Annotated in this window: 17 protein-coding genes; 10 read left to right on the top strand and 7 right to left on the bottom strand. The window is 65.6% G+C overall.

What is annotated here, in order from left to right:
• Positions 1–581 precede the first annotated feature (581 nt).
• The 3 genes from Q7V15_RS05830 to Q7V15_RS05820 form a co-directional block, all read right to left on the bottom strand.
• The gene (locus Q7V15_RS05830; RefSeq protein WP_304754493.1) at positions 582–2,261 is read right to left on the bottom strand and encodes a gamma-glutamyltransferase; all 1,680 of its coding nucleotides are present in this window, start codon (positions 2,259–2,261) and stop codon (positions 582–584) included.
• A 119-nt stretch (positions 2,262–2,380) separates the two neighbouring features.
• Entirely contained in the window at positions 2,381–3,715 is a 1,335-nt protein-coding gene (locus Q7V15_RS05825; protein ID WP_304754492.1) for an aspartate aminotransferase family protein, read from the bottom strand.
• Positions 3,712–4,608: a MurR/RpiR family transcriptional regulator gene (locus Q7V15_RS05820; protein ID WP_304754491.1), complete on the bottom strand. Its 897-nt coding sequence runs from the start codon at positions 4,606–4,608 to the stop codon at positions 3,712–3,714. Before Q7V15_RS05820 ends, Q7V15_RS05825 begins: the two co-directional genes overlap by 4 nt.
• 336 nt (positions 4,609–4,944) lie before the next feature.
• Here Q7V15_RS05820 and Q7V15_RS05815 point away from each other — a divergent pair, with 336 nt between their 5' ends.
• The 4 genes from Q7V15_RS05815 (at position 4,945) to Q7V15_RS05800 (ending at position 7,694) form a co-directional block, all read left to right on the top strand.
• Positions 4,945–5,595 (top strand): CoA transferase subunit A, encoded by a 651-nt coding sequence (locus Q7V15_RS05815; RefSeq protein WP_304754494.1) that lies wholly within the window; start codon positions 4,945–4,947, stop codon positions 5,593–5,595.
• 4 nt (positions 5,596–5,599) lie between these two features.
• Positions 5,600–6,241, top strand: a complete 642-nt coding sequence (locus tag Q7V15_RS05810; protein WP_304754490.1) for a 3-oxoacid CoA-transferase subunit B — start codon at positions 5,600–5,602, stop codon at positions 6,239–6,241.
• The gene (locus Q7V15_RS05805; protein ID WP_304754489.1) at positions 6,238–6,879 is read left to right on the top strand and encodes a hypothetical protein; all 642 of its coding nucleotides are present in this window, start codon (positions 6,238–6,240) and stop codon (positions 6,877–6,879) included. Before Q7V15_RS05810 ends, Q7V15_RS05805 begins: the two co-directional genes overlap by 4 nt.
• Positions 6,880–7,016: 137 nt before the next feature.
• Positions 7,017–7,694: a glutathione S-transferase family protein gene (locus Q7V15_RS05800; protein WP_304754488.1), complete on the top strand. Its 678-nt coding sequence runs from the start codon at positions 7,017–7,019 to the stop codon at positions 7,692–7,694.
• Between the two features lie 21 nt (positions 7,695–7,715).
• Here the strand turns inward: Q7V15_RS05800 and Q7V15_RS05795 are convergent, their stop codons facing one another.
• Both Q7V15_RS05795 and flgK read right to left on the bottom strand, forming a co-directional pair.
• Positions 7,716–8,648 (bottom strand): flagellin, encoded by a 933-nt coding sequence (locus Q7V15_RS05795; RefSeq protein WP_304754487.1) that lies wholly within the window; start codon positions 8,646–8,648, stop codon positions 7,716–7,718.
• 11 nt (positions 8,649–8,659) lie between these two features.
• Positions 8,660–10,756 (bottom strand): flagellar hook-associated protein FlgK, encoded by a 2,097-nt coding sequence (gene flgK / locus Q7V15_RS05790; RefSeq protein ID WP_304754486.1) that lies wholly within the window; start codon positions 10,754–10,756, stop codon positions 8,660–8,662.
• 503 nt (positions 10,757–11,259) lie between these two features.
• Between flgK and Q7V15_RS05785 the strand changes: the two genes are divergently transcribed.
• From Q7V15_RS05785 to Q7V15_RS05765, 5 genes are all read left to right on the top strand, one after another.
• The gene (locus tag Q7V15_RS05785; RefSeq protein ID WP_304754485.1) at positions 11,260–12,717 is read left to right on the top strand and encodes a flagellar hook-length control protein FliK; all 1,458 of its coding nucleotides are present in this window, start codon (positions 11,260–11,262) and stop codon (positions 12,715–12,717) included.
• Positions 12,718–12,726: 9 nt separating this feature from the next.
• Positions 12,727–13,464 carry a flagellar hook assembly protein FlgD gene (locus Q7V15_RS05780; RefSeq protein WP_304754484.1) on the top strand — a complete coding sequence of 246 codons (738 nt, stop codon included), beginning with the start codon at positions 12,727–12,729 and terminating at the stop codon, positions 13,462–13,464.
• Between the two features lie 59 nt (positions 13,465–13,523).
• The gene (locus Q7V15_RS05775) at positions 13,524–14,909 is read left to right on the top strand and encodes a flagellar hook protein FlgE (RefSeq protein ID WP_304754483.1); all 1,386 of its coding nucleotides are present in this window, start codon (positions 13,524–13,526) and stop codon (positions 14,907–14,909) included.
• A gap of 178 nt (positions 14,910–15,087) precedes the next feature.
• On the top strand, positions 15,088–15,378 hold the full coding sequence (locus Q7V15_RS05770) for a DUF1153 domain-containing protein (protein ID WP_304754482.1): 291 nt from the start codon (positions 15,088–15,090) through the stop codon (positions 15,376–15,378).
• 144 nt (positions 15,379–15,522) lie between these two features.
• A complete protein-coding gene (locus Q7V15_RS05765) occupies positions 15,523–15,909 on the top strand; it encodes a DUF5367 family protein (RefSeq protein ID WP_304754481.1) in 387 nt (128 codons plus the stop codon).
• Here Q7V15_RS05765 and Q7V15_RS05760 read toward each other — a convergent pair.
• Entirely contained in the window at positions 15,874–16,293 is a 420-nt protein-coding gene (locus tag Q7V15_RS05760; RefSeq protein WP_304754480.1) for a RusA family crossover junction endodeoxyribonuclease, read from the bottom strand. The two genes, Q7V15_RS05765 and Q7V15_RS05760, sit on opposite strands and share 36 nt — an antisense overlap.
• Before the next feature lie 83 nt (positions 16,294–16,376).
• Between Q7V15_RS05760 and fumC the strand changes: the two genes are divergently transcribed.
• Positions 16,377–17,768 (top strand): class II fumarate hydratase, encoded by a 1,392-nt coding sequence (gene fumC / locus Q7V15_RS05755; RefSeq protein ID WP_304754479.1) that lies wholly within the window; start codon positions 16,377–16,379, stop codon positions 17,766–17,768.
• Positions 17,769–17,795: 27 nt separating this feature from the next.
• Here the strand turns inward: fumC and Q7V15_RS05750 are convergent, their stop codons facing one another.
• On the bottom strand, positions 17,796–18,986 hold the full coding sequence (locus Q7V15_RS05750) for an acyl-CoA dehydrogenase family protein (RefSeq protein WP_304754478.1): 1,191 nt from the start codon (positions 18,984–18,986) through the stop codon (positions 17,796–17,798).
• Positions 18,987–19,110: the final 124 nt, after the last annotated feature.

Raw genomic sequence — 19,110 nt, 5'->3', positions numbered from 1 at the left:
GATCTGGACGGATCAGCCTGCGCCGATTGTGCGTTCGCGACGCTAGTAACACTGGTAAGCGCGACGACCGCCGAAGCAGCAAACAACTGTTTCCTAAGGGCCATTGTCCCCTCCTGTTTCTTGTGACCCGCTACAGATGGCTCATCCTACCTGGTGTCGCAACATTTGTTTTAGATACCCAGGGCATGAAACATATAAATCTATCTGGTGGTCAGAATAGGGGCGCCAGTTCGCTACCCCGCGCACAAGGACTCGGCCCTCTTCGCAACGTGATTTCGGCGGAGGAGAGCAGCGCCGGGCAAATGTCGGCGGGTCGACAGCGGCGGCCCTGGCGCCGGCCAGCCCATTGCCAGACTGGATCAGAGGCCTTTCCAGACAGAGTCTGGCCTAGCTGTTTCAGCCACCCATCGCCGCGGTTAGGCCAAGCTCACCAAACCCATCTCGGCGGTCGCGGAACTGGAAAGCGTGGCAAATTTGGGTGGCGCTGAAACGGATGCTTCATCGAACCACGTCTGAGAAACAACTGCGCGGGCCGAGCCGCCCTCACCGGGTCCAGAAGGTCCGCCGGGTTCACCTCTTGCTCAGAGCGCCCCGCCGCTGCTCGAAGGATCGGCGCCGCTGCGATAAAGGCCTTGTTCCACCTGTTCGACCAAATTGACGACGCCGAGGTGCTTTCGACTGTCATACTCCGTAGGCTCGAGCACAAATCCGCGCTCGGCCAGATGACGCTGCACGCTCTGCGGCATGTCGCGATGAATTCGCACCTTGCCATCCTTTGGGAACAACCGGGGCTTCATCATCAGCTCGGCCATGTCACCGGGCAGGCCCAGCGAGAGCTTCAGGAAGAGCAAGTAGGTGAGAGCGCCGTAGATTCTCTCGCTGCCCGCCGCGCCGATCGCCAACCAAGGCAGTCCGTCGCGCTCAATGATCAGAGGCGACATCTCAGTGACATCGTGCGTCTGGCCCTCAAAGAGCCGCTGCGATTTCATCGCATAGCTGTAGGCCAGTCCAGCGCCAAACCAGGCGCGTTTCGACCCAAACCACGGTCCCAGCGAGGTGGTGAAGGAGAGAAGGTCACCGTCTGAGGCGATCGCAAAGGCGTTGGTGTTGCGATCATCGGTCTTGCTGCCTTCCCCCGGGAAATAGGTTTCGGCCAGCGCCGCCCACAGTTCGGCCGGTGGGGCCCGGAGCAGCAGTCCCACACGCGCCGCGATCGCCCGGCCTTCCACCTCGACATCGATATCCACCGAGGGCGAGGCGCTCTTCGGCATCAGCAACCCCACGCTGAAGGGTATACGGTCGAGCACCAGGATCGTGGCCAGCAGATAGGCCTCCATGGCCGTCTCAAGATCAGTGATGGCGCCCGTGGCCTGCAGGTGCGCGATCACCGCCGCGCCCAGCAGCGTCCAGGTTCCCCAAGTCTCAAGGTTGGCCGTGGTGCGCAATCGATAGCGGCGGCCATCGCGTCCAAGCACCTCAAGGTCGCGCGGCGGGCCAGATCGCGGCGAATTGTCCAGCAAGGTCTCAAGCGCCCACGGACCAGGACGTTGTTGATAGAGCTCCGTCCAGAAGGCGCGCTCATCAGGGGCGCGCCCGAGGACCTCGAGCAGGTGGCTCAACTGGGGGTTCCGGACGCGGGCTCTGACGCCCCCGCGGTCGTCCAGATAGATACGCCGAAAGTCGGGTTGCATGTCGGCGGCCGAGACCTGTGCGGCTGCACGCAAGCCGACGGATGGACGAAATCCACCGACTGCAACTGACCGCGCCGGTGCGAGGATCGTGCTGAGCGGAAGCTGCAGGCGACCTGACTGTCGCAGGGCGAAATAGGCGGCGATGTTGCCTGGAACGGGTACTGTGGAACCCGGCTCTTCGCGTATGCCCGTTGGGGCGTACAGGCAGTCATATCCTCCGCCGGTGCTGTAGACGCCCTGCATCCGCCCAAACGGGCTGCAATTGGCCGGATCCACCACCCAGGCCGCCGCGAGCGCGGCGAGATACATATCCAACACGCCGCCCCCCTGGAGGCGGATCCGGCGCGCCGCCTCTGTGGCGGCCGGATGGTTGCTGGATGCGCTAAAATCCCGGTTGGAGCGCGCATGCCCATAGGGCGGCGGTTTTGCCGGCAAGGGGGCCAGACTTTGGAGCGGCTCAGCCGCCGCGGTTCCAACGGCGCAGGACCACGCCCCCGCAGCCATAAGGGCGCGCCTTCGGGAGAACATCATCGACGGTTCGCCCTCAATGCCGGGCGTTTGCTTGAACATCGATCAGCCTTCCACAACGAGACACAGGGTTGGCCTTCCGGCGGGCCGGCGAGAGGGGCGCCGCAGGGACCGGTCACGCGCTCGTCTGATCACGGCGCCCGGCCACCCGCGCAGGAGCATCAGACGGACGCCGTGATGAGCGCCGCGTCGAGCGCCTCGGACAATCGGTCGGCGATGGTGTCGATGACGTCTGATGTGACGATGAAGGGGGGCGCCAGCAGGACATGGTCACCCTGCTCGCCATCTATGGTGCCGCCTGTCGGATAGATCATCAGGCCGCGCGCCATGGCTTCGCGCTTCAGGCGAGCGTGCAGCTTGAGTTGCGGATTGAAGGGCGCCTTGCTCTCACGGTCTGCGACCAGTTCGACCCCGCGGAACAGACCCCGCCCGCGAATGTCGCCCACATGCGGGTGTTGTCCCAGCCGCTCGCGCAATGCGGCGTCCAGTCGGTCGCCCATGCGCAGGACGTTCTCCAGCAGGCCGTCCCTGGCGATCACCTCTTGAACGGCGAGCGCCGCGGCGGCGGCCATGGGGTGACCCAGATAGGTGTGACCATGTTGGAACACGCCGGAGCCGTCTCTAAAGGCCTCGAAGATATGGGCTCCGATCACCACAGCGCCAATGGGCTGATAGCCGCCGCCGAGACCCTTGGCGATGGTGACGAGATCAGGGACGATATCTTCCTGCTCAAAGGCGTAGAGCGTGCCGGTGCGCCCCATGCCGCACATCACCTCATCGAGGATGAGCAGTACGCCGTAGCGGTCGCAGATCTCACGGACACGGCGCAGATAGTCGCCGACGGGGGGAACAGCGCCCGCCGTGGCGCCGACGACGGTCTCGGCCACGAAGGCCATGACCGTATCCCCACCCAGTTCGAGTATCTCATCTTCTAGGGCCTTGGCCGCGCGGGCCGCGTAGTCGGCGTCAGACTCCCCAGCCTTCTGGAAGCGATAGGCGTAGCAGGGGTCAATGTGACGGGTCTCGATCAGCAGCGGGCTGAACTGCTTGCGCCGTTGAAAATTGCCGCCTGCAGCCAGCGCGCCCAGGGTGTTGCCGTGGTAGCTCTGACGCCGGGCGATGATGTGGCGCCGCTGGGGCTGTCCGATTTCGAGAAAGTACTGCCGGGCCATTTTGAGCGCCGCTTCAACAGCCTCAGACCCGCTGCTGACGAGGTAGACGTGGTCGAGATTGCCCGGCGCCGAGGCCGCCAAGCGGTCGGCGAGGGCCTCAGCCGCCTCGCTGGTGAAGAAGCCGGTGTGAGCGTAGGCCAGCTTGTCCACCTGGGCGTGCAACGCCGCCAGGACCTCAGGGTGGCCGTGCCCCAGGCAGGAAACAGCCGCCCCGCCGCACGCGTCGATATAGATCCGGCCTGCGGAGTCGAAGAGCTCGACGCCCCGTCCGCCCACCGCGACGGGAAGCTCGCTATGGATCTGACGGTGAAGCAGATGGGTCATGCAGGTCTCTCGCGGTGCTTGGGATCGTAGTGGATGTGGAAGGCGGCCAGCTGCGCCTCGGTCTCTTCCAGCGCCTTCAGCGCATTCGCGCCGCCGCGGCCGGCGACAAGCGCCGCCAGGATTTCCACCGCGGTGAAGGCCGGCGTCATGGCGTGGAAGAAGGAAGGGCTATCGACTGAAACGAGGATCACATGCTGGGCGCGATCAGCGATGGGGGAAACGGCGCTGTCAGTGATCGCCACCACCGGCACGTTGCGGGTCTGGGCGTAGTCGACCGCCTCCACCACGGCGCGCGTATAGGGGCGTACCGTGTGGACAAGAAGGACGTCGTCGGACGCCGCATTGCGCAGGCCGTCTGCGCCCACGCCGCCCAGGCCATCGAACAGCACCACGCCGTCACGGACGAGCGAGGTCACATAGTGGAAGTAGGCGATGGCCGGGAAACAGGAGCGCATCCCAAGGCAGTAAATCCGCCGCGCGCGGGCCAGGGTCTCCGCCGCGGCGACCAGGTGGGAAAGGGTCTCAGGCTCCGCCAGGCCAGCCACCTGTGCGGCGAAGGACGAGGCGATTTCCGCGGCGAGCGCCTGATCGCCGCGCAGCTTCTGGCGCGTCACCTGCTCGTCGGCGCGTCGCGCGAAGTCGAGGCCGCCGTCACGAAAGGCTTGGCCATAGAGCTCCCGCACCCCGTCGTAGCCTTCCAGCCCAAGATGCTTCGCAAGTCGCGTCATGGTCGCTGGCTGGACGCCAGCGATGCGCGCCTGCTGGCGCATGGTCAGGAGGGCCACATCATGTGGACGATCCAGGACATAGCGGGCCGCCTGCTGCAGTTGAGGCGACATCTGGTCAAACTCGCTCACGATCTGACGGGTAAGGGGCGCTTGCTTCATTTCCATCTCGGCTCGAGGACTCGGGCCATCGCCTGAATCGGCCGAGCCGCCGGGACGGCGACTTGATTCGACCGGATCAAACGCTGACCGCACGACCAAGGCTAATGGCATTGTTGTCCCGTGTCTTTGCGAACGGCCGAGGCCCGAACGTGATCGCCTAGAGCGTCGTCAATCTACACGGCATCCTCTTGAATGCAACATTCGTTGCAGTCTGATTGATAATGCTTCATGTGTTTCCGTCCTAGCCGCGCACAGATGGGGAGAGAGCGTTTGGGCCAGACCGCGAACAACAAGGTGCGGCGCAATGCCGAGGCGGCGCTCTCGGGTGTGCTGTTCGACGGCATGACCATCATGGCCGGGGGGTTCGGCCTCTGCGGCATCCCGGAGAACCTGATCGCGGCCATCCGAGACACGGGCGTGAAGGATCTGACGGTCATCTCCAACAACTGCGGCGTCGATGACTTCGGTCTCGGGATCCTGTTGGCTGGCGGCCAGATCCGCAGGATGATTTCCAGCTATGTGGGCGAGAACAAGCTGTTCGCTGAACTCTACCTCTCCGGCAGACTGGAGCTGGAATTCAACCCCCAGGGCACGCTGGCCGAGCGCATTCGCGCCGGCGGGGCCGGCATCCCAGCCTTCTTCACCCGCACCGGCGTCGGGACCCTGGTCGCCGAGGGGAAAGAAATCCGCACCTTTGAGGGCCTGGACTATGTGATGGAGCGCGGCCTGACCGCCGACCTCTCCATTGTCAAAGCCTGGAAGGGCGACGCCGAGGGCAACCTCGTCTACCGGATGACCGCGCGGAACTTCAATCCGATGATGGCCACCGCCGGCAAGGTCACCCTTGCTGAGGTTGAGGAGTTGGTCGAGGTCGGGCGCTTCGATCCTGACCACATCCACACCCCCGGGATTTATGTCGACGGGGTGTTGGGTGGCGCGGCCTACGAGAAGCGCATCGAGCAGCGCACCATCCGCCAGCACGAGGGCGCCTGAAGTCATGGCCTGGACCCGAGATCAGATGGCGGCCCGAGCCGCAGCCGAACTGCGCGACGGCTTCTATGTCAACCTGGGGATTGGCATCCCCACCCTGGTGGCCAACCATATCCCCGCCGACGTCACTGTGACGCTGCAGAGCGAGAACGGCATGTTGGGCATGGGCCCGTTCCCCTTTGAGGGCGAGGAAGACGCCGACCTGATCAACGCCGGTAAACAGACCATCACCGCCCTGCCAAGCTCCGCCTATTTCTCCAGCGCGGATTCCTTCGCGATGATCCGGGGGGGCCACATCGACCTCTCCGTCCTGGGGGCCATGCAGGTGGCCGCCAATGGCGACCTGGCCAACTGGATGGTGCCGGGCAAGATGGTCAAGGGCATGGGCGGGGCCATGGACCTGGTGGCCGGGGTCAAGCGCGTGGTGGTGGTCATGGAGCACACCGAAAAGTCTGGGGCGCCCAAGCTGGTCGACACCTGTTCCCTGCCGCTGACCGGCAAGGGCGTGGTCGATCTGGTGATCACCGATCTCGGCGTCTTCGATGTCGGGCGAGGCCGGCGGCCGATGACCCTGCTGGAACGCGCGCCGGGCGTCACCCAGGAGGAAATCCAAGCGAAGACGAGCGCCCAGTTCGAAGTGACCCCATGACCCGCATCGCCCTGATTCATGCGCTGCGGCACTCGCCGCCGCCGATCGAGGCCGCTTTCGCCGCACTCTGGCCAGAAGCCCAGCTCACCAACCTTCTGGATGACAGCCTTTCCGCCGACCTGGCGGCGGCCGGGGCCCTTGATGAGCGCATGACCGATCGATTTCTAGCGCTCGGCAGATACGCCGCCTCGCTGGGCTCGGACGCCATCCTCTTCACCTGTTCGGCGTTCGGGCCGTGCATCGAGGCGGTCCGCACAGACCTCGCCCCCTTGCCTGTGAGGTCACCTTATGAGGCGATGATCGCCGAAGCCTCGGCGATCGGCGGGCGCATCGCGCTGGTCGCATCATTCGCCCCAACACTTGAGACGATGCCCGCTGACTTCCCGCCCGAGGTCGAGATCGAGTCGATCTACGTGGAAGGCGCCCTCTCGGCGATGAACGCCGGAGACCTCCAACGACACGATGACCTTGTGGCCGCGGCGCTTATGGGCCGACGCTTCGACGCCGTGGCCTTGGCCCAATACAGCCTTGCCCGCGCCGCCCCGGGCGTGGCGGCCGTCATCGACGCCCCAGTGCTCACGACCCCGGGGGCTGCCGTTCGGGAACTCCGGCGCGCCCTGCAGGCGTCCCCTGGCTGAGAAGCGCCCAAAGGCGATTTCAAACCCAGATGTCGGGCGCGCTCGATAACCTTGGACGACCGTCTGGGCCAATTTGATCCCGGACAAGGCAAGGTTGGCCACGGCCGGATTCTAGTGGTCGCGGCGGGAGATCCGGCATGGCGACGCTGATATTTCATTCGATGGCCGCAAGCGCCTATCTCTGGACGGCCATGATGGCCGCCGACGAGAAGGGCGTCGATCATGAGCTGAGCCTTCTGACGCTAGGCTCCGAGACGCATCTGCGGCTGCATCCGTTTGGCAAGATGCCGGTGATGCAGCACGGCCAGGTCATCCTCTACGAGACCCAGGCCATCACCCACTACATCGACCGCGCCTTCGACGGCCCGCCCCTGCAGCCGGCCGACCCCCTGGGTCAGGCTGAGACCTTGCGCTGGGTCAGCCTGATCAACGCCTATGTCTTTCCGGTGATGAACCGCTTCATGAAGGAGCGCCTGGTGCGGCCGGCCTGGGGGTTCGAGCCCGACCAGGCGTTTCTGGAGACCGCCCGCGACCCGCTACGTCTGCAGATACGGCTGATTGGCGAGGCGGTGGAAGGTCAAGGTTTTCTGGTGGGAGACCGGCTGACCCTGGCCGACGCCTTCCTGCTGCCGCACCTGCTGTTCTTCGGCCGCACGCCGGAGGGCGCCGCCCTGCTGGACGCGACCCCGGCGGCAAGGCGCTGGCTGGATCGGATGATGGCGCGGGAGAGCTATGTCGGAAGCGCCATGGCCATAGCCTACAGCGCCTTTCACGGTCTGGCGGCGGACCCAGAGCCGATCTGGGGACCAGGCTGACCGGCCGGCCGGCCCAAAGACCTATCGGAGGACGTTGAGCAGGGAGCTTTCGCGCAGCGCCACGAACACCTGGGCGGCCGCCTGGACGGAAATTTGAGCCTGCTGGAGGTTCGACACCGCCAGACTCATGTCCGCGTCGACGATCTCTCCGATCATGCCCTTGATGCTGTTGGATCGGGCGACCAGGTCCTCCTTCACCGACTCGACGCGGCTCTGGACCATGCCGTTACGGCCGCCAACATTGACCAGATCCTTGTAGGCGTTGTCCCACACCGAAAGCTGGCTCTCCAGGAAGATGCGCTGGTTGTCGGTGAGCTCACCGTTGAACGGCCCATCGACCCCTTCGTCAAAGGCCTGCATGGCCTTGAAAGCCTCCATCATGCCAAGCCCGAAGGAGTCGGCGAGGAAGCCCACATTCACCAGGGTGGAGTCATCGACCTTGGCCTGGGCGATGAAGGAGTCGTTGTGGAAGTAGTCCGCCACATTGGTCGCGGGGATCGTGAGGTCGCTCAGGGAGGTGGCTGAAAACGGCGCGGTGTTCACCTGACCGCCGGCGAACAGGTATTTGCCGCCATAGCGGGCGTTCATCCCCTCCACGCCGTTGCGGAACGCCGCCTGCATGTCCTGCATGAGCGTGTCCACTCGCCCGCTGGCGATGGATTCGGCGATGGCCTGGCGGGCGATCTGGGCGGCGTCGGCCACCTGGGACAGGGCGAAATCCTGCGTCGTCAGACGATCGCTCACCAGCTTGTTCTGCTCGGTGAAGGCGCCCAGACGGGTTTCGATAGACCGCATGGCGGTCAGCATTTCGGCGTTGCGGGCATAGTCCTTCAGGTCCGAGCCATTCTTCTGGCTGGCGACCTTCGTCCCGGCGTCCATCTGCCTCTGCTGGGCAGAGATCAGATTGGCCAGGACGGCGCTGTAGTTTCCGCCGGTGGAGACGCGGCTCACCATGGTGATGGTCCTCAGACGATGTTGGTCAGGACGTCGAACAGTTCCTTGGCCGCCTGGATCATGCGGGCCGAAGCGTTAAAGGCCTGCTGATAGGTGGTCAGACGAACCAGTTCCTCGTCCAGATTGACGCCCTCGACGGACTGACGACGGTTCACCGCCTCAGTCTTCACCGCCTGGGCGCTGGAGCGACGGGTGTCGGCGGCCGCCGATTCCCGTCCGATGGAGCCGCCGAACTCCGAGGCGTAGCGGGACACCGTCATATTGACGTTCCCCAGGGCGCCGGCGGCGCTGAAACGGGAGACCACATCCCCGGCCGTGGCCAGGGCCAGGGCGCCGCGGCCATCCCCGGGCGTCAGAACGGGCTGGCCGGGGGCGACGCTCAGGTCCAGCTTGGCCAGGCCGACCTTCATCGGATCGGCGGTATAGGCGGCGGCCACCTGAAGACGATTGGCCCGGCCGGCGCGTTCCACCGTGCCCAGCCCAAACAGCGCGCTGATGGAGGGTCCGCCGGCGCCGCGGGCGGTGTTGTCCTGGACGATGGAGGTGGTGGCGTAGAAGGGGTCGGAGCCTGTGAACTTCAGACCCCCCTGGTCGTCCAGCGTGTACTGGCCATAGAGGCCGACCCCGGTGGTGTTGTGGTTCAGGGCCGCGACGAGGTCGTTCATACTCGTCCCGGCCGGAACGCTGACCGTCACATCGCGGATCGGCTTGCCGTCCTGCTGGGCCAGCCGGATGATGATCTGGTCGCCGGGGGTGAAGCCGTGGGGGTCGGCGCCCGACAGGCCCGTATCGTAGTTGGTGAAGCCCCCTGAGCGGACGATGTCGTTGAGGCCGAAGAAGTGCGAGAAGGCCCGCCCCGCCTTGTTCGACGTCCCCTCGTCGATGGCCACCCCGCCAGTCGTCGCCGAGATGCTGAGCGCGCCATTGACGAAGGTGGCCGAGCCGGTGGCGCCCAGGGAGGCGTTGAGATCGGCCAGGAAGCTCGCCGGCGTGAAGGCGGCCGCTGGCCCCCCATCGACGCTCATGGTTCCCGCAGTGAAGTCGATATCCACCCTTCGGGTCAGCTGGCCAGCCGCGTCGACGATGGCGACCGTGCTCGCCCCGGTGAAGCCGCTGATGGCGGTGGGCAGGTCAAGCCCAGTGTTGCGGCCGGTCAGGGAGGCCTGGGCCGGAACGGTGGACGCGGCGTTGTGGGCGGCGTTGATGGAATCCGCCGCGCGGCTCAGAAATTCGCCGAGTTGATCGGATATCCCCGGGAGCTTGTCGTCGCGCAGATCCAGCAGGCCGCGCAGCGCGCCCCCGGTGATGGTGATCGGCTTGCCGACGCCTGATCCCGCCGATGTGGTGGCGGTGATATAGCCCTTGGTGCTGTCGGTCCGCGAATAGGACAGCACGGCGGCGCCGTCCCCGGCCAGCATCACCCCTTCGGTGGAGCGGATCATCAGACCACCGGTGGGCCGGGATGTGACCTGCACATTGATCAAGGTGGCCAGCTCGTCCACCAGCTGGCTCTGGATGTTCTCCGAACCCGAGGCGTCGGCGTTCACCATGCGCGCGCGGCTGATGTCGGCGTTCAGCTTGTTGATCTGCTCCAGCAGATCGTTAGCCCGGTCGATATTGGCGCTGATCTGGGTGTCCACCGTCCGGCCGAGCTCGGCGATCGAACTGTTGATCCGCGCGCCTTCGTTGAGGAAGTCCTCGATGGAGGAGAGGGACTGGCTTCGAAGCAGGCTGGAGGACGGATCGTTGGCGGTGGCCGCAAAGGCGCTCCAGATGGCGTCCAGGCGTCCAAAGAAGAAGGAATCGCCCGACGGGTCGCCAAACAGGCTCTGGGCGTTGTCCATGTACTGGGCGACGGCGTCCCAGCGGCCAGACTCCGAAGCCGAGCTCAGGGTGGCCAGCTGAAGGTACTGGTCGGTGACCCGTTTGACGCCGGAGACCTCGACGCCCATGCCCTGGCCGCCGACCACCAGTTGCTGCTGATCGACGATCTTCCGGACATAGCCAGGGGTGTTGACGTTGGCGATGTTGTCGGAGACGGCGCGCAGGCCCACCTGCGACGCCACGAGGCCGGAGTTCGCTGTCTTAAGGACCGCCGTCAGTGACATGGCCTTCACCTTCCACCCGGCAATCCTCGCTGCGTCGCCCGGCGCATTCTGCCGGGTCTTAGGTGAACGCGCACGCGAGGGTCCGGAAAAACCCTAACCTTTTCAATGCCGACCTATTCAAGGTCCGGAACAGACATCCAGTTGGTCGCAAGTCCGGCGCCAGTTCTCGCAGCCCCTCCCGGTAACCTTTGTGAAAGGCGGCAGAGTCGTCCGAGCCAGGTCGGTCGACTGGGCAAGTTCCGCCTGCGTCGCTTTTGCGGCGACGGCCTCATGACATCTTTTTTCTGTTCTTTTTCAATCATTTGTCCGATTCCGGCAAACTGGCGCGAAGGTTGCTGATATCCCGCCGAACCTTTGGGCGCAGCAGGCGCCGATCCATCTCCCCCCTTCGGCGCCCTGGCGCGAACCTGCTGGTCCCAATGTCGTTTTCGCTGCTTCCCATCGTCCCTCCCTCTCCGGCGCCGGTCCCTGGCGCTGGCGGCGTCGCATCGGCTGGCGCTGCGGTGAGCGGATTTGAAGGTCTGATGGCGGCGCTGTTTGGCGAAACCCCCGAGGCTCAGGCGGCCGCGCCGCTCCCCACAAAAGTCTTCAAGGCGCCCGGCGACGGGGAGCTTGATCCCGAGGGTCAGACGCTCCAGCCCGAAGGCACCGATCAGGACGACATTCTGGCCGCCGCCGCTCTCCTACCGCCCCCTGCCCCGGTCATGGCGCCCCCCGTTCAGGCGCCGAGCGCTGATCCAGCCAAGACCAGCGTCGACATCACCTCCGGCGTCCAGTCGCCGTCCGCCGATGTCGGGGCCCCGGTCGAGGTCAAGGTCGACGTCCAGACCGGTGGAGAGATCAAGATAGAAGCGAGGGCTTCTTCGGCCACGGCGGAGGCCGTTCCCGACGGACCTGAAAGTCCCATCGAGACGCAGAGCATCAAGCCGCCGCCTCTAGCCGAAGGTCGTCAAGGCCCAACGGAACCTCCGCGCGCCACCGCCGGGGCGCCCCATAACCTCACGACGGGTCAGACTGAACCCCAGAACCAGGCGTCCAACGGCGTGGCTCCCCCGCCCCGCCCTGACGGCCCGCCCGCGCCCCCTGCCGCTCAGACGGCGCCGACTCCTGCTCAGACGGTTCAGGCGGCGGCACAGCCCTTGATGACCGCCGCCGCCGCGGCGGGCGTGGTCAGCCTTCGCGCCTCCCAGTCGGGGGCGCCGGTCGAGGCCGTCGTGGAGAGCGGCGCTGAGGAGACTGACACCGCCCCCGTCAAGCCCACCGCCAGCGCAAAGGCCGCCCCACAGCCCCCGGCGGCCTCACCCTTCGCCCTGATCACCGATAGCCCTGGGCCAACCGCGGCGAAGCCCGACACCTTCGCCGCAGCCGCCGCCATGGAGAACGTCCCACGGGAGGCGGTTCCTACCGAAGGGGACATCCCCCAGACGGTCAGCCTTGATGAACCCGATGGCCTGCACGCCACGACTGGCGTCCAGGGCGGCCAGACCGCCGAGACCAGGGACGCCTCCCGGGTCGTCGCCACCCCGGCGACCGTTTCTGACCTGGCCACTCAGGTGGCGCGCAAGCTTCAGGGACGGACAACCCATTTCGATATCCAGCTCACTCCTGAAGGCCTCGGCCGGGTGGACGTGCGGGTGGACATTGACGCGCAAGGCAAGCTCACCGCCGCCATGGCGTTCGACAACCCTCATGCCGCCAACGAAATGCGCGGCCGGTCTGGGGAATTGCTCAAGGCCCTGGAGCAGGCTGGCTTCGACATGTCAGGCGGCCTGTCGTTCAACGCCCCACAGGATCAGCGGGGGGGCGGCCAGTTCGCTGATCAAGCCCCGGACCGTGAGGCCTGGCAGGGCCGGGCCTTCCAGAACGCCCTGGGCGTGGCCGACGAGGCCGACACCACCGCCATCGCGAACCGTCTCTACCAGCAGCGCCGGTCTCCGACCGGCGTGGACCTTCGGATTTAGAGAAGCCCCATGCAAACCAACGCCGTCGCCAATGCGCAGGCCGCCGCCTCCACCAGCGTGGGCGGGCAGCGGCTGGCTGAGAGCTTCGACACCTTCCTGGTGCTGCTGACCACGCAGATGAAAAACCAGGACCCGCTGTCCCCGATGGACTCCGGCGACTTCACGCAACAGATCGTGCAGATGACCGGCGTCGAGCAGCAATTGCTCACGAACCAGCTTCTCAAGCAGCTGGTTGGCGCCTCGGGCGATGGGGTCGCCGACGCCGTCAGCCTGATCGGCAAACAGGTCCGCGCCGCCACCAATGAGGCGAACCTCTCGGACAAGTCGGCCGACTGGGTTTTCCGCCTGGATCGGGAGGCCCAGAACGTCAAGGTCGAGGTGCTCGACTCCAAAGGGGGCATTGTCCACGTCCAGGCCATGGAGAACCTCCAGGGCGGCGAGCACAAGTTCAGCTGGAACGGGAAGAACGTCCTGGGAGCCCAGCTTGCTGACGGCGGGGCCTACACCCTGCGCGTCACCGCCACCGACTCCGCTGGCGCAACGGTTGGCCACAACACCTTCATTGAGGGCCTTGTTCGCGCGGTCGAGCAGGTGGACGGCCAGACCTTTGTCACCATCGGGGGCAGCCGCGCCCTCTGGCAGACCATCAGCAGCATCGGTCTGCCGCCTACAACCACCACCAACTCCGGTGGATCCAACACGCCCAGTAACGACAGCGACGACGAAACGCCGGCGCAGGCGGCCTGACCGCGTCCTGAAAGGACGCAACCGCCCCTCACAAGCCAACAAAGAAGGCAAACACCCCAATGAGCATCAACAGCGCCATGCTCGCCGGCGTCTCGGGATTGACCGCCAATTCCTCCGCGCTTGCGGCGATCTCCGACAATATCGCCAACATCAACACCGTCGCCTACAAGCGCAATCAGGTGAACTTCGCCAACATCGTGACCGCCCAGGCGGTGACCGGGCGCTATAGCGCCGGCGGCGTTCAGGGCCTGACGCGGCAATATATCAGCCAGCAGGGGCTGATTCAGAGCGCCAACTCGTCCACCGACCTCGCGATCTCCGGCGACGGCTTCTTCATCGTTACTGAAAAGGGCTTTGGGCTCACCGACGCCGACAAGCGCGTCTTCACCCGCGCCGGCTCGTTCAACGTCGATTCCGATGGCTATCTGCGCAACGACGCCGGCTTCTACCTGCAGGGCTGGCCGATCGCCGCGGATGGCACCATCAACTACAACCCTTCCGACTTGACTGAGCTCAACTCGATCAACGTCAAGAATCTGGGCTCGGCGGTGCAGGCGACCGCCAATGTCACGCTGAACGCCAATCTGGACAAGCGCCAGACCATCTCAGCGGCTGAAGGCACCTATGACCCGGCCACCCGGTCCATGGCCGACTGGGAGGAGAACTCCGACCCCGCCACCGGCACCCAGCCGGATTTCAGCATCGAGATGAACATCGTCGACACCATGGGGGGCACCCATAAGGTGTCGTTCAGCCTGTTGCGCAGCGCGGCCAATCCCAATGAGTGGCACGCTGAAATCTTCGCCATCCCCGCCGCCGACGTCACCGGCGGCCCCTCAGGCCAGATCGCTCAAGGCCTGGTGATGTTCAACCAGGATGGCACCATCGACCTCGCCAACACCACCCTGTTCGGCGCGGCTGGTGCGGCGCCGACCATCAGCCTGGCGGCGTCCGGCGCCGGTGGGACGCCCCGGTGGGATGATGGCCTGGGGGTGGGCGCACAGGATATCCGGTTCGATCTGGACAAGCTGACCCAGTACGCCAGCGCCTCGACGGTGCGGATCGTGAACCCCGACGGGGCGACCGTCGGCACCGTGGTGGGCGTGCAAGTGGATGAAGGCGGGATCGTCTCGGCGATTTTCGACAACAGCCAGATCCGCCAGATCGCCCGCATCGGGGTCGCCACCTTCGCGAACCCCGACGGTCTGCAAGCTGTCAGCGGCAACTCCTACCGCGCCACCATCGACAGCGGTGAGTATGTGATCAAGCTCCCAGGCCAGGGCGGCGCCGGCTCCATTTCGCCCTCCACCCTCGAAAACTCCACAGTGGACATGTCAGCTGAGTTTACCGGCCTGATCACCACGCAGAAAGCTTACTCCGCCTGCTCCCGCATCATTACAACCGCCGACCAGATGCTGGATGAACTTATCAGTATGCGCCGATAACTTGCGGCGTAACTGAGATTTAGTGAAGGTTAATTCCTTCTGAAATCTCAAACTGTATCATTTCAGTACACAGGGGGAGCAAATGGTTACTGTAATTTTCACTATCGGGATTCACCAGCTGTTATGCCAGCCGCCCTATGGTCTGGCTCAACGATGATGGTGTGAAGGGCGTAAAGCCATGTTGCAACAACAACAACAGACCCGAACCAACAGCCGCGGCGAGCCCTATGTGATTGGCCCGACCGGCGCGCCCTTGACCCTGGCTGACCTGCCGCCCGCCGATACGGGACGGTGGGTCATCCGCCGCAAGGCCGAGGTGGTGGCCGCCGTACGCGGCGGACTGCTCAGCCTTGAGGACGCCCTGAGCCGGTACGGGCTGACGTCCGAGGAATTCCTCGCCTGGCAGAAGTCGATCGAGCGTCACGGCCTGGCCGGACTACGCACGACCCGACTGCAACAGTATCGCTGAGCCCAACCCTCCCCCAGGACCGGTTCGCGAGAATGGCGGCCGCGCTCACCGCGCGGCCGCTTTTTCGTGGGCCACGCCCGGCAAGCTTGGCTGTGGCACGGCTGTCGCAGCCCTCTGCCTAAAATGGGCTGTGGGAGGCGTATCGTGTCGAAAGAGGACAGTTTCTGGTTTGCGGTCGCCGGCGCCGTCGTCTGGTTGGCCGCCACCCTGTTCTACGCCGCCTTTGCGGGCGGTCTGATCGAACAGGCCTTCTGGTTCTACACTCTGAACGCGGCCCTGGTGGCCAGCGCCATCGCCTTCTTCTTTCATCTGACGGCGCGACTGCGGCGTCTGCCGCAGCGGTGGCGAGCCCCTGCGGCCCTGGCCTTCGGGGTCCCGGGGCTGGCCGGCTCGATCCTGGTCCTGGCCCTGTTCGACACTCTGATGCCCGAACTGCCACCCGAGAGCCTCGGCCGCTACGGCGCCTTCGTGGTGGTCGCCTACGGGGTCTTGGCCTTACTGGCCCTGGAACGGCCGGCCCGGACCGCCTGAGAGGCCGGCGCCGGGCTGCACGCCGCCGTCGGCCATGCGGCGCACGCGCACGATGAACCGCTCCCGCTCGCCCGCCCGACGCTCCACCAGCAGGCGGGCCACCTGGGCGTCGTCGTGGAAGGCGTAGCCCTTGATGGCGTCGTGGCTCGCCTTGGCCAGAGTGTCGTGATCCAGCCACGGCGGGTCCCCCACATACTCCATGGCGATCTCCACGGCGTAGTCCCCCCAGGCCGGCCGGCCGCCCCGCCAGGCCTTGCGGAAGAACTCGTAGATCAGGGGCTTGTAGTACTTGGCCTGGGTGGTCAGGCCATCGACCACGACCTCCAGATCGCCCTCGCCCTCCCGGGCGCGCACCTTGCCATGGTGGGTCCAGCCGTCGTTCATGGCCCTCTCTAGCCCGCAGACGCTTTGCAGTCTCGCCTGGCCTCGCTAAACCGACGCGACAATTCTGGCTGGAGATCCCTGCGATGACCGCGACCCGCACCGAAACCGACACCTTCGGCCCCATCGAGGTTGCGGTCGACCGCTACTGGGGCGCCCAGTCCCAGCGCAGCATCGGCAATTTCAAGATCGGCTGGGAAAAGCAGCCCCAGCCGATGATCCGTGCCCTGGGCGTGGTCAAGCGGGCCGCGGCCGAGGCCAATATGGAGCTGGGCCGGCTGGACCCGAAGATCGGCGCGGCCATCATCCAGGCCGCCCAGGAGGTCATCGACGGCAAGCTCGACGATCACTTCCCCCTGGTGGTCTGGCAGACCGGCTCAGGCACCCAGTCCAACATGAACGCCAATGAGGTGATCTCGAACCGCGCCATCGAGATCCTGGGCGGGGTGATGGGCTCCAAGTCGCCGGTCCACCCCAACGACCACGTGAACATGAGCCAGTCGTCCAACGACACCTATCCCACGGCCATGCACATCGCCTGCGCCGAGCAGGTGGCCCGCGAACTGATGCCGGCGCTGGAGCACCTGCACGCCGCCCTGAAGGCCAAGACCGAGGCCTTCAACCACATCATCAAGATCGGCCGCACCCACACCCAGGACGCCACGCCCCTGACGCTGGGCCAGGAGTTCTCCGGCTACGCCCACCAGGTCTCCGGCGGCGTTCGCCGGCTGAAGGAAAGCCTCTATGGCCTCTATGAGCTGGCCCAGGGGGGCACCGCCGTCGGCACCGGCCTGAACGCGCCCATCGGCTTCGCCGAAAAGGTGGCGCAGAAGATCGCCGCCATCACCGGCCTGCCCTTCATCACCGCGCCCAACAAGTTCGAGGCCTTGGCCGCCCACGACGCCATGGTCTACAGCCACGGGGCGATCAACACCGTCGCAGGCTCCCTGTTCAAGATCGCCAACGACATCCGCTTCCTGGGATCTGGCCCCCGCTCGGGCCTGGGCGAGCTGTCCCTCCCGGAGAACGAACCGGGCTCCTCGATCATGCCGGGCAAGGTCAATCCCACCCAGTGCGAGGCCCTGACCATGGTCTGCGCCCAGGTGTTCGGGAACCAGACGACCATGACCTTCGCCGGCGCCTCGGGCCACTTCGAGCTGAACGTGTTCAATCCGGTGATGGCCTACAACTTCCTGCAGTCGTGCAAGCTGCTGAGTGATGCGGCCATCTCTTTCACCGACAACTGCGTGGTGGGGATCGAGGCCCGCGAGGACAATATCAAGGCCGCCCTGGAGCGCTCCCTGATGCTGGTCACCGCGCTGGCGCCCAAGATCGGCTACGACAACGCCGCCAAGATCGCCAAGACCGCGCACAAGAACGGCACCACCCTGCGCGAAGAGGCTGTCGGCGGGGGCTATGTCACCAATGAGGAGTTCGACGAAGTCGTGCGCCCGGAGAAGATGATCTCGCCGGGCTGAGGCGACGGCGCCCTGGACGGCGGACGTCTATTCCGCCGCCAGGGTCGCGGGATCGGGCAGGCCCAGGATGCGCTTGGATATGATGTTGTTCTGGATCTCGTAGGAGCCGGCATAGATGGTCGAGGCCTTGCCCGAGAGCCATTCGCGGGTGTTGGCCAGGGCGTCGGGATCGAAGCCCTCGCCTTCCCAGCCGAGCCCCCCGAGCCCATAGATTTCCAGCAGCAGTTCGGCCCGGGTCTGGTTCACCACCGAGGAGACATTCTTCAGGATCGAGGTCGCCGCGCTGGGACCTGCGCCCTTCGCCTCCGCTGCGGCGCGGTCCATGGTCAGCTTCAGCAGCCTGCGGTCCATCAGGTGTTCGGTCAGCCGGCGGCGCAGATCGGAGTCCGTCAAGCGGCCGGCCGCGTCGCGGCCGAGATGTTCGACCGCCACCTCATTGATCGCCCGGCCCTCCCCGGGGCGGGCCGGCGCGTCCTCACTCCGCTGGCGTTCGTACTGCAAGAGGCGCTTGCCGACGGTCCAGCCGCCGTTGAGGGGGCCCAGCAGGTTTTCCTTGGGCACGCGCACATCGGTGAAGAAGGTCTCGCAGAAGGGCGACGAGCCCGAGATCAGCCGGATCGGCCGCACCTCGATACCGGGCGAGGCCATGTCGATCATCAGGAAGCTGATGCCCTCGTGCTTCTTCGCCGTGTCGGTGCGCACCAGACAGAAACACCAGTCGGCGTATTGGGCGCCCGAGGTCCAGATTTTCTGGCCATTGACGAGGAAATGGTCGCCAGCGTCCTGCGCCTTCGTCTGCAGGGCCGCCAGGTCAGAGCCGGCGCCCGGCTCCGAATAGCCTTGGCACCAGCGGGTCTCGCCCCGGGCGATGGGGGGAATGTGCCGCTGCTTCTGCGCCTCGGTTCCGTATTCCAGCAGGGTGGGGCCAAACATGCGCACCCCCATGCTCCAGCCGATCGGGTTCCAGCCGCCCGCCTTGCGAATCTCCTCGCGGACCACGCGCGCGCCAGCCGGCGACAGACCGCCGCCGCCATATTCCGCTGGCCAGGTGGGCACGCCCCAGCCCTTGGCGCACAGGCGGGTCTTCCAGATTTCAAGCGCCTCGGGGTCCCCCGCCCCCGCCTGCCCCATGACCGGCGCGCGGCCAGCGAGGTCCCTGGGAAAGTTCTCCGCCACCCAGGCGCGGGCGGCCTCGCGAAGATCGTCGAGCTCGGTCATGGACCTAGTGGGTAGATTTTATTGGTGCGACCGTCAACATAAGGTCATCTGCTCAATGGGCGAGGGACGCAGGACCGCCGGTTGCGATCCCACTCATCTTATGTATTGGTGTCATCGTCAAAAA

The organism is Phenylobacterium sp. (genome assembly GCF_030651755.1).
In the GTDB taxonomy this organism is placed as follows: Bacteria; Pseudomonadota; Alphaproteobacteria; order Caulobacterales; family Caulobacteraceae; genus Phenylobacterium.
This window is presented reverse-complemented; position numbering and strand designations above follow the sequence as displayed.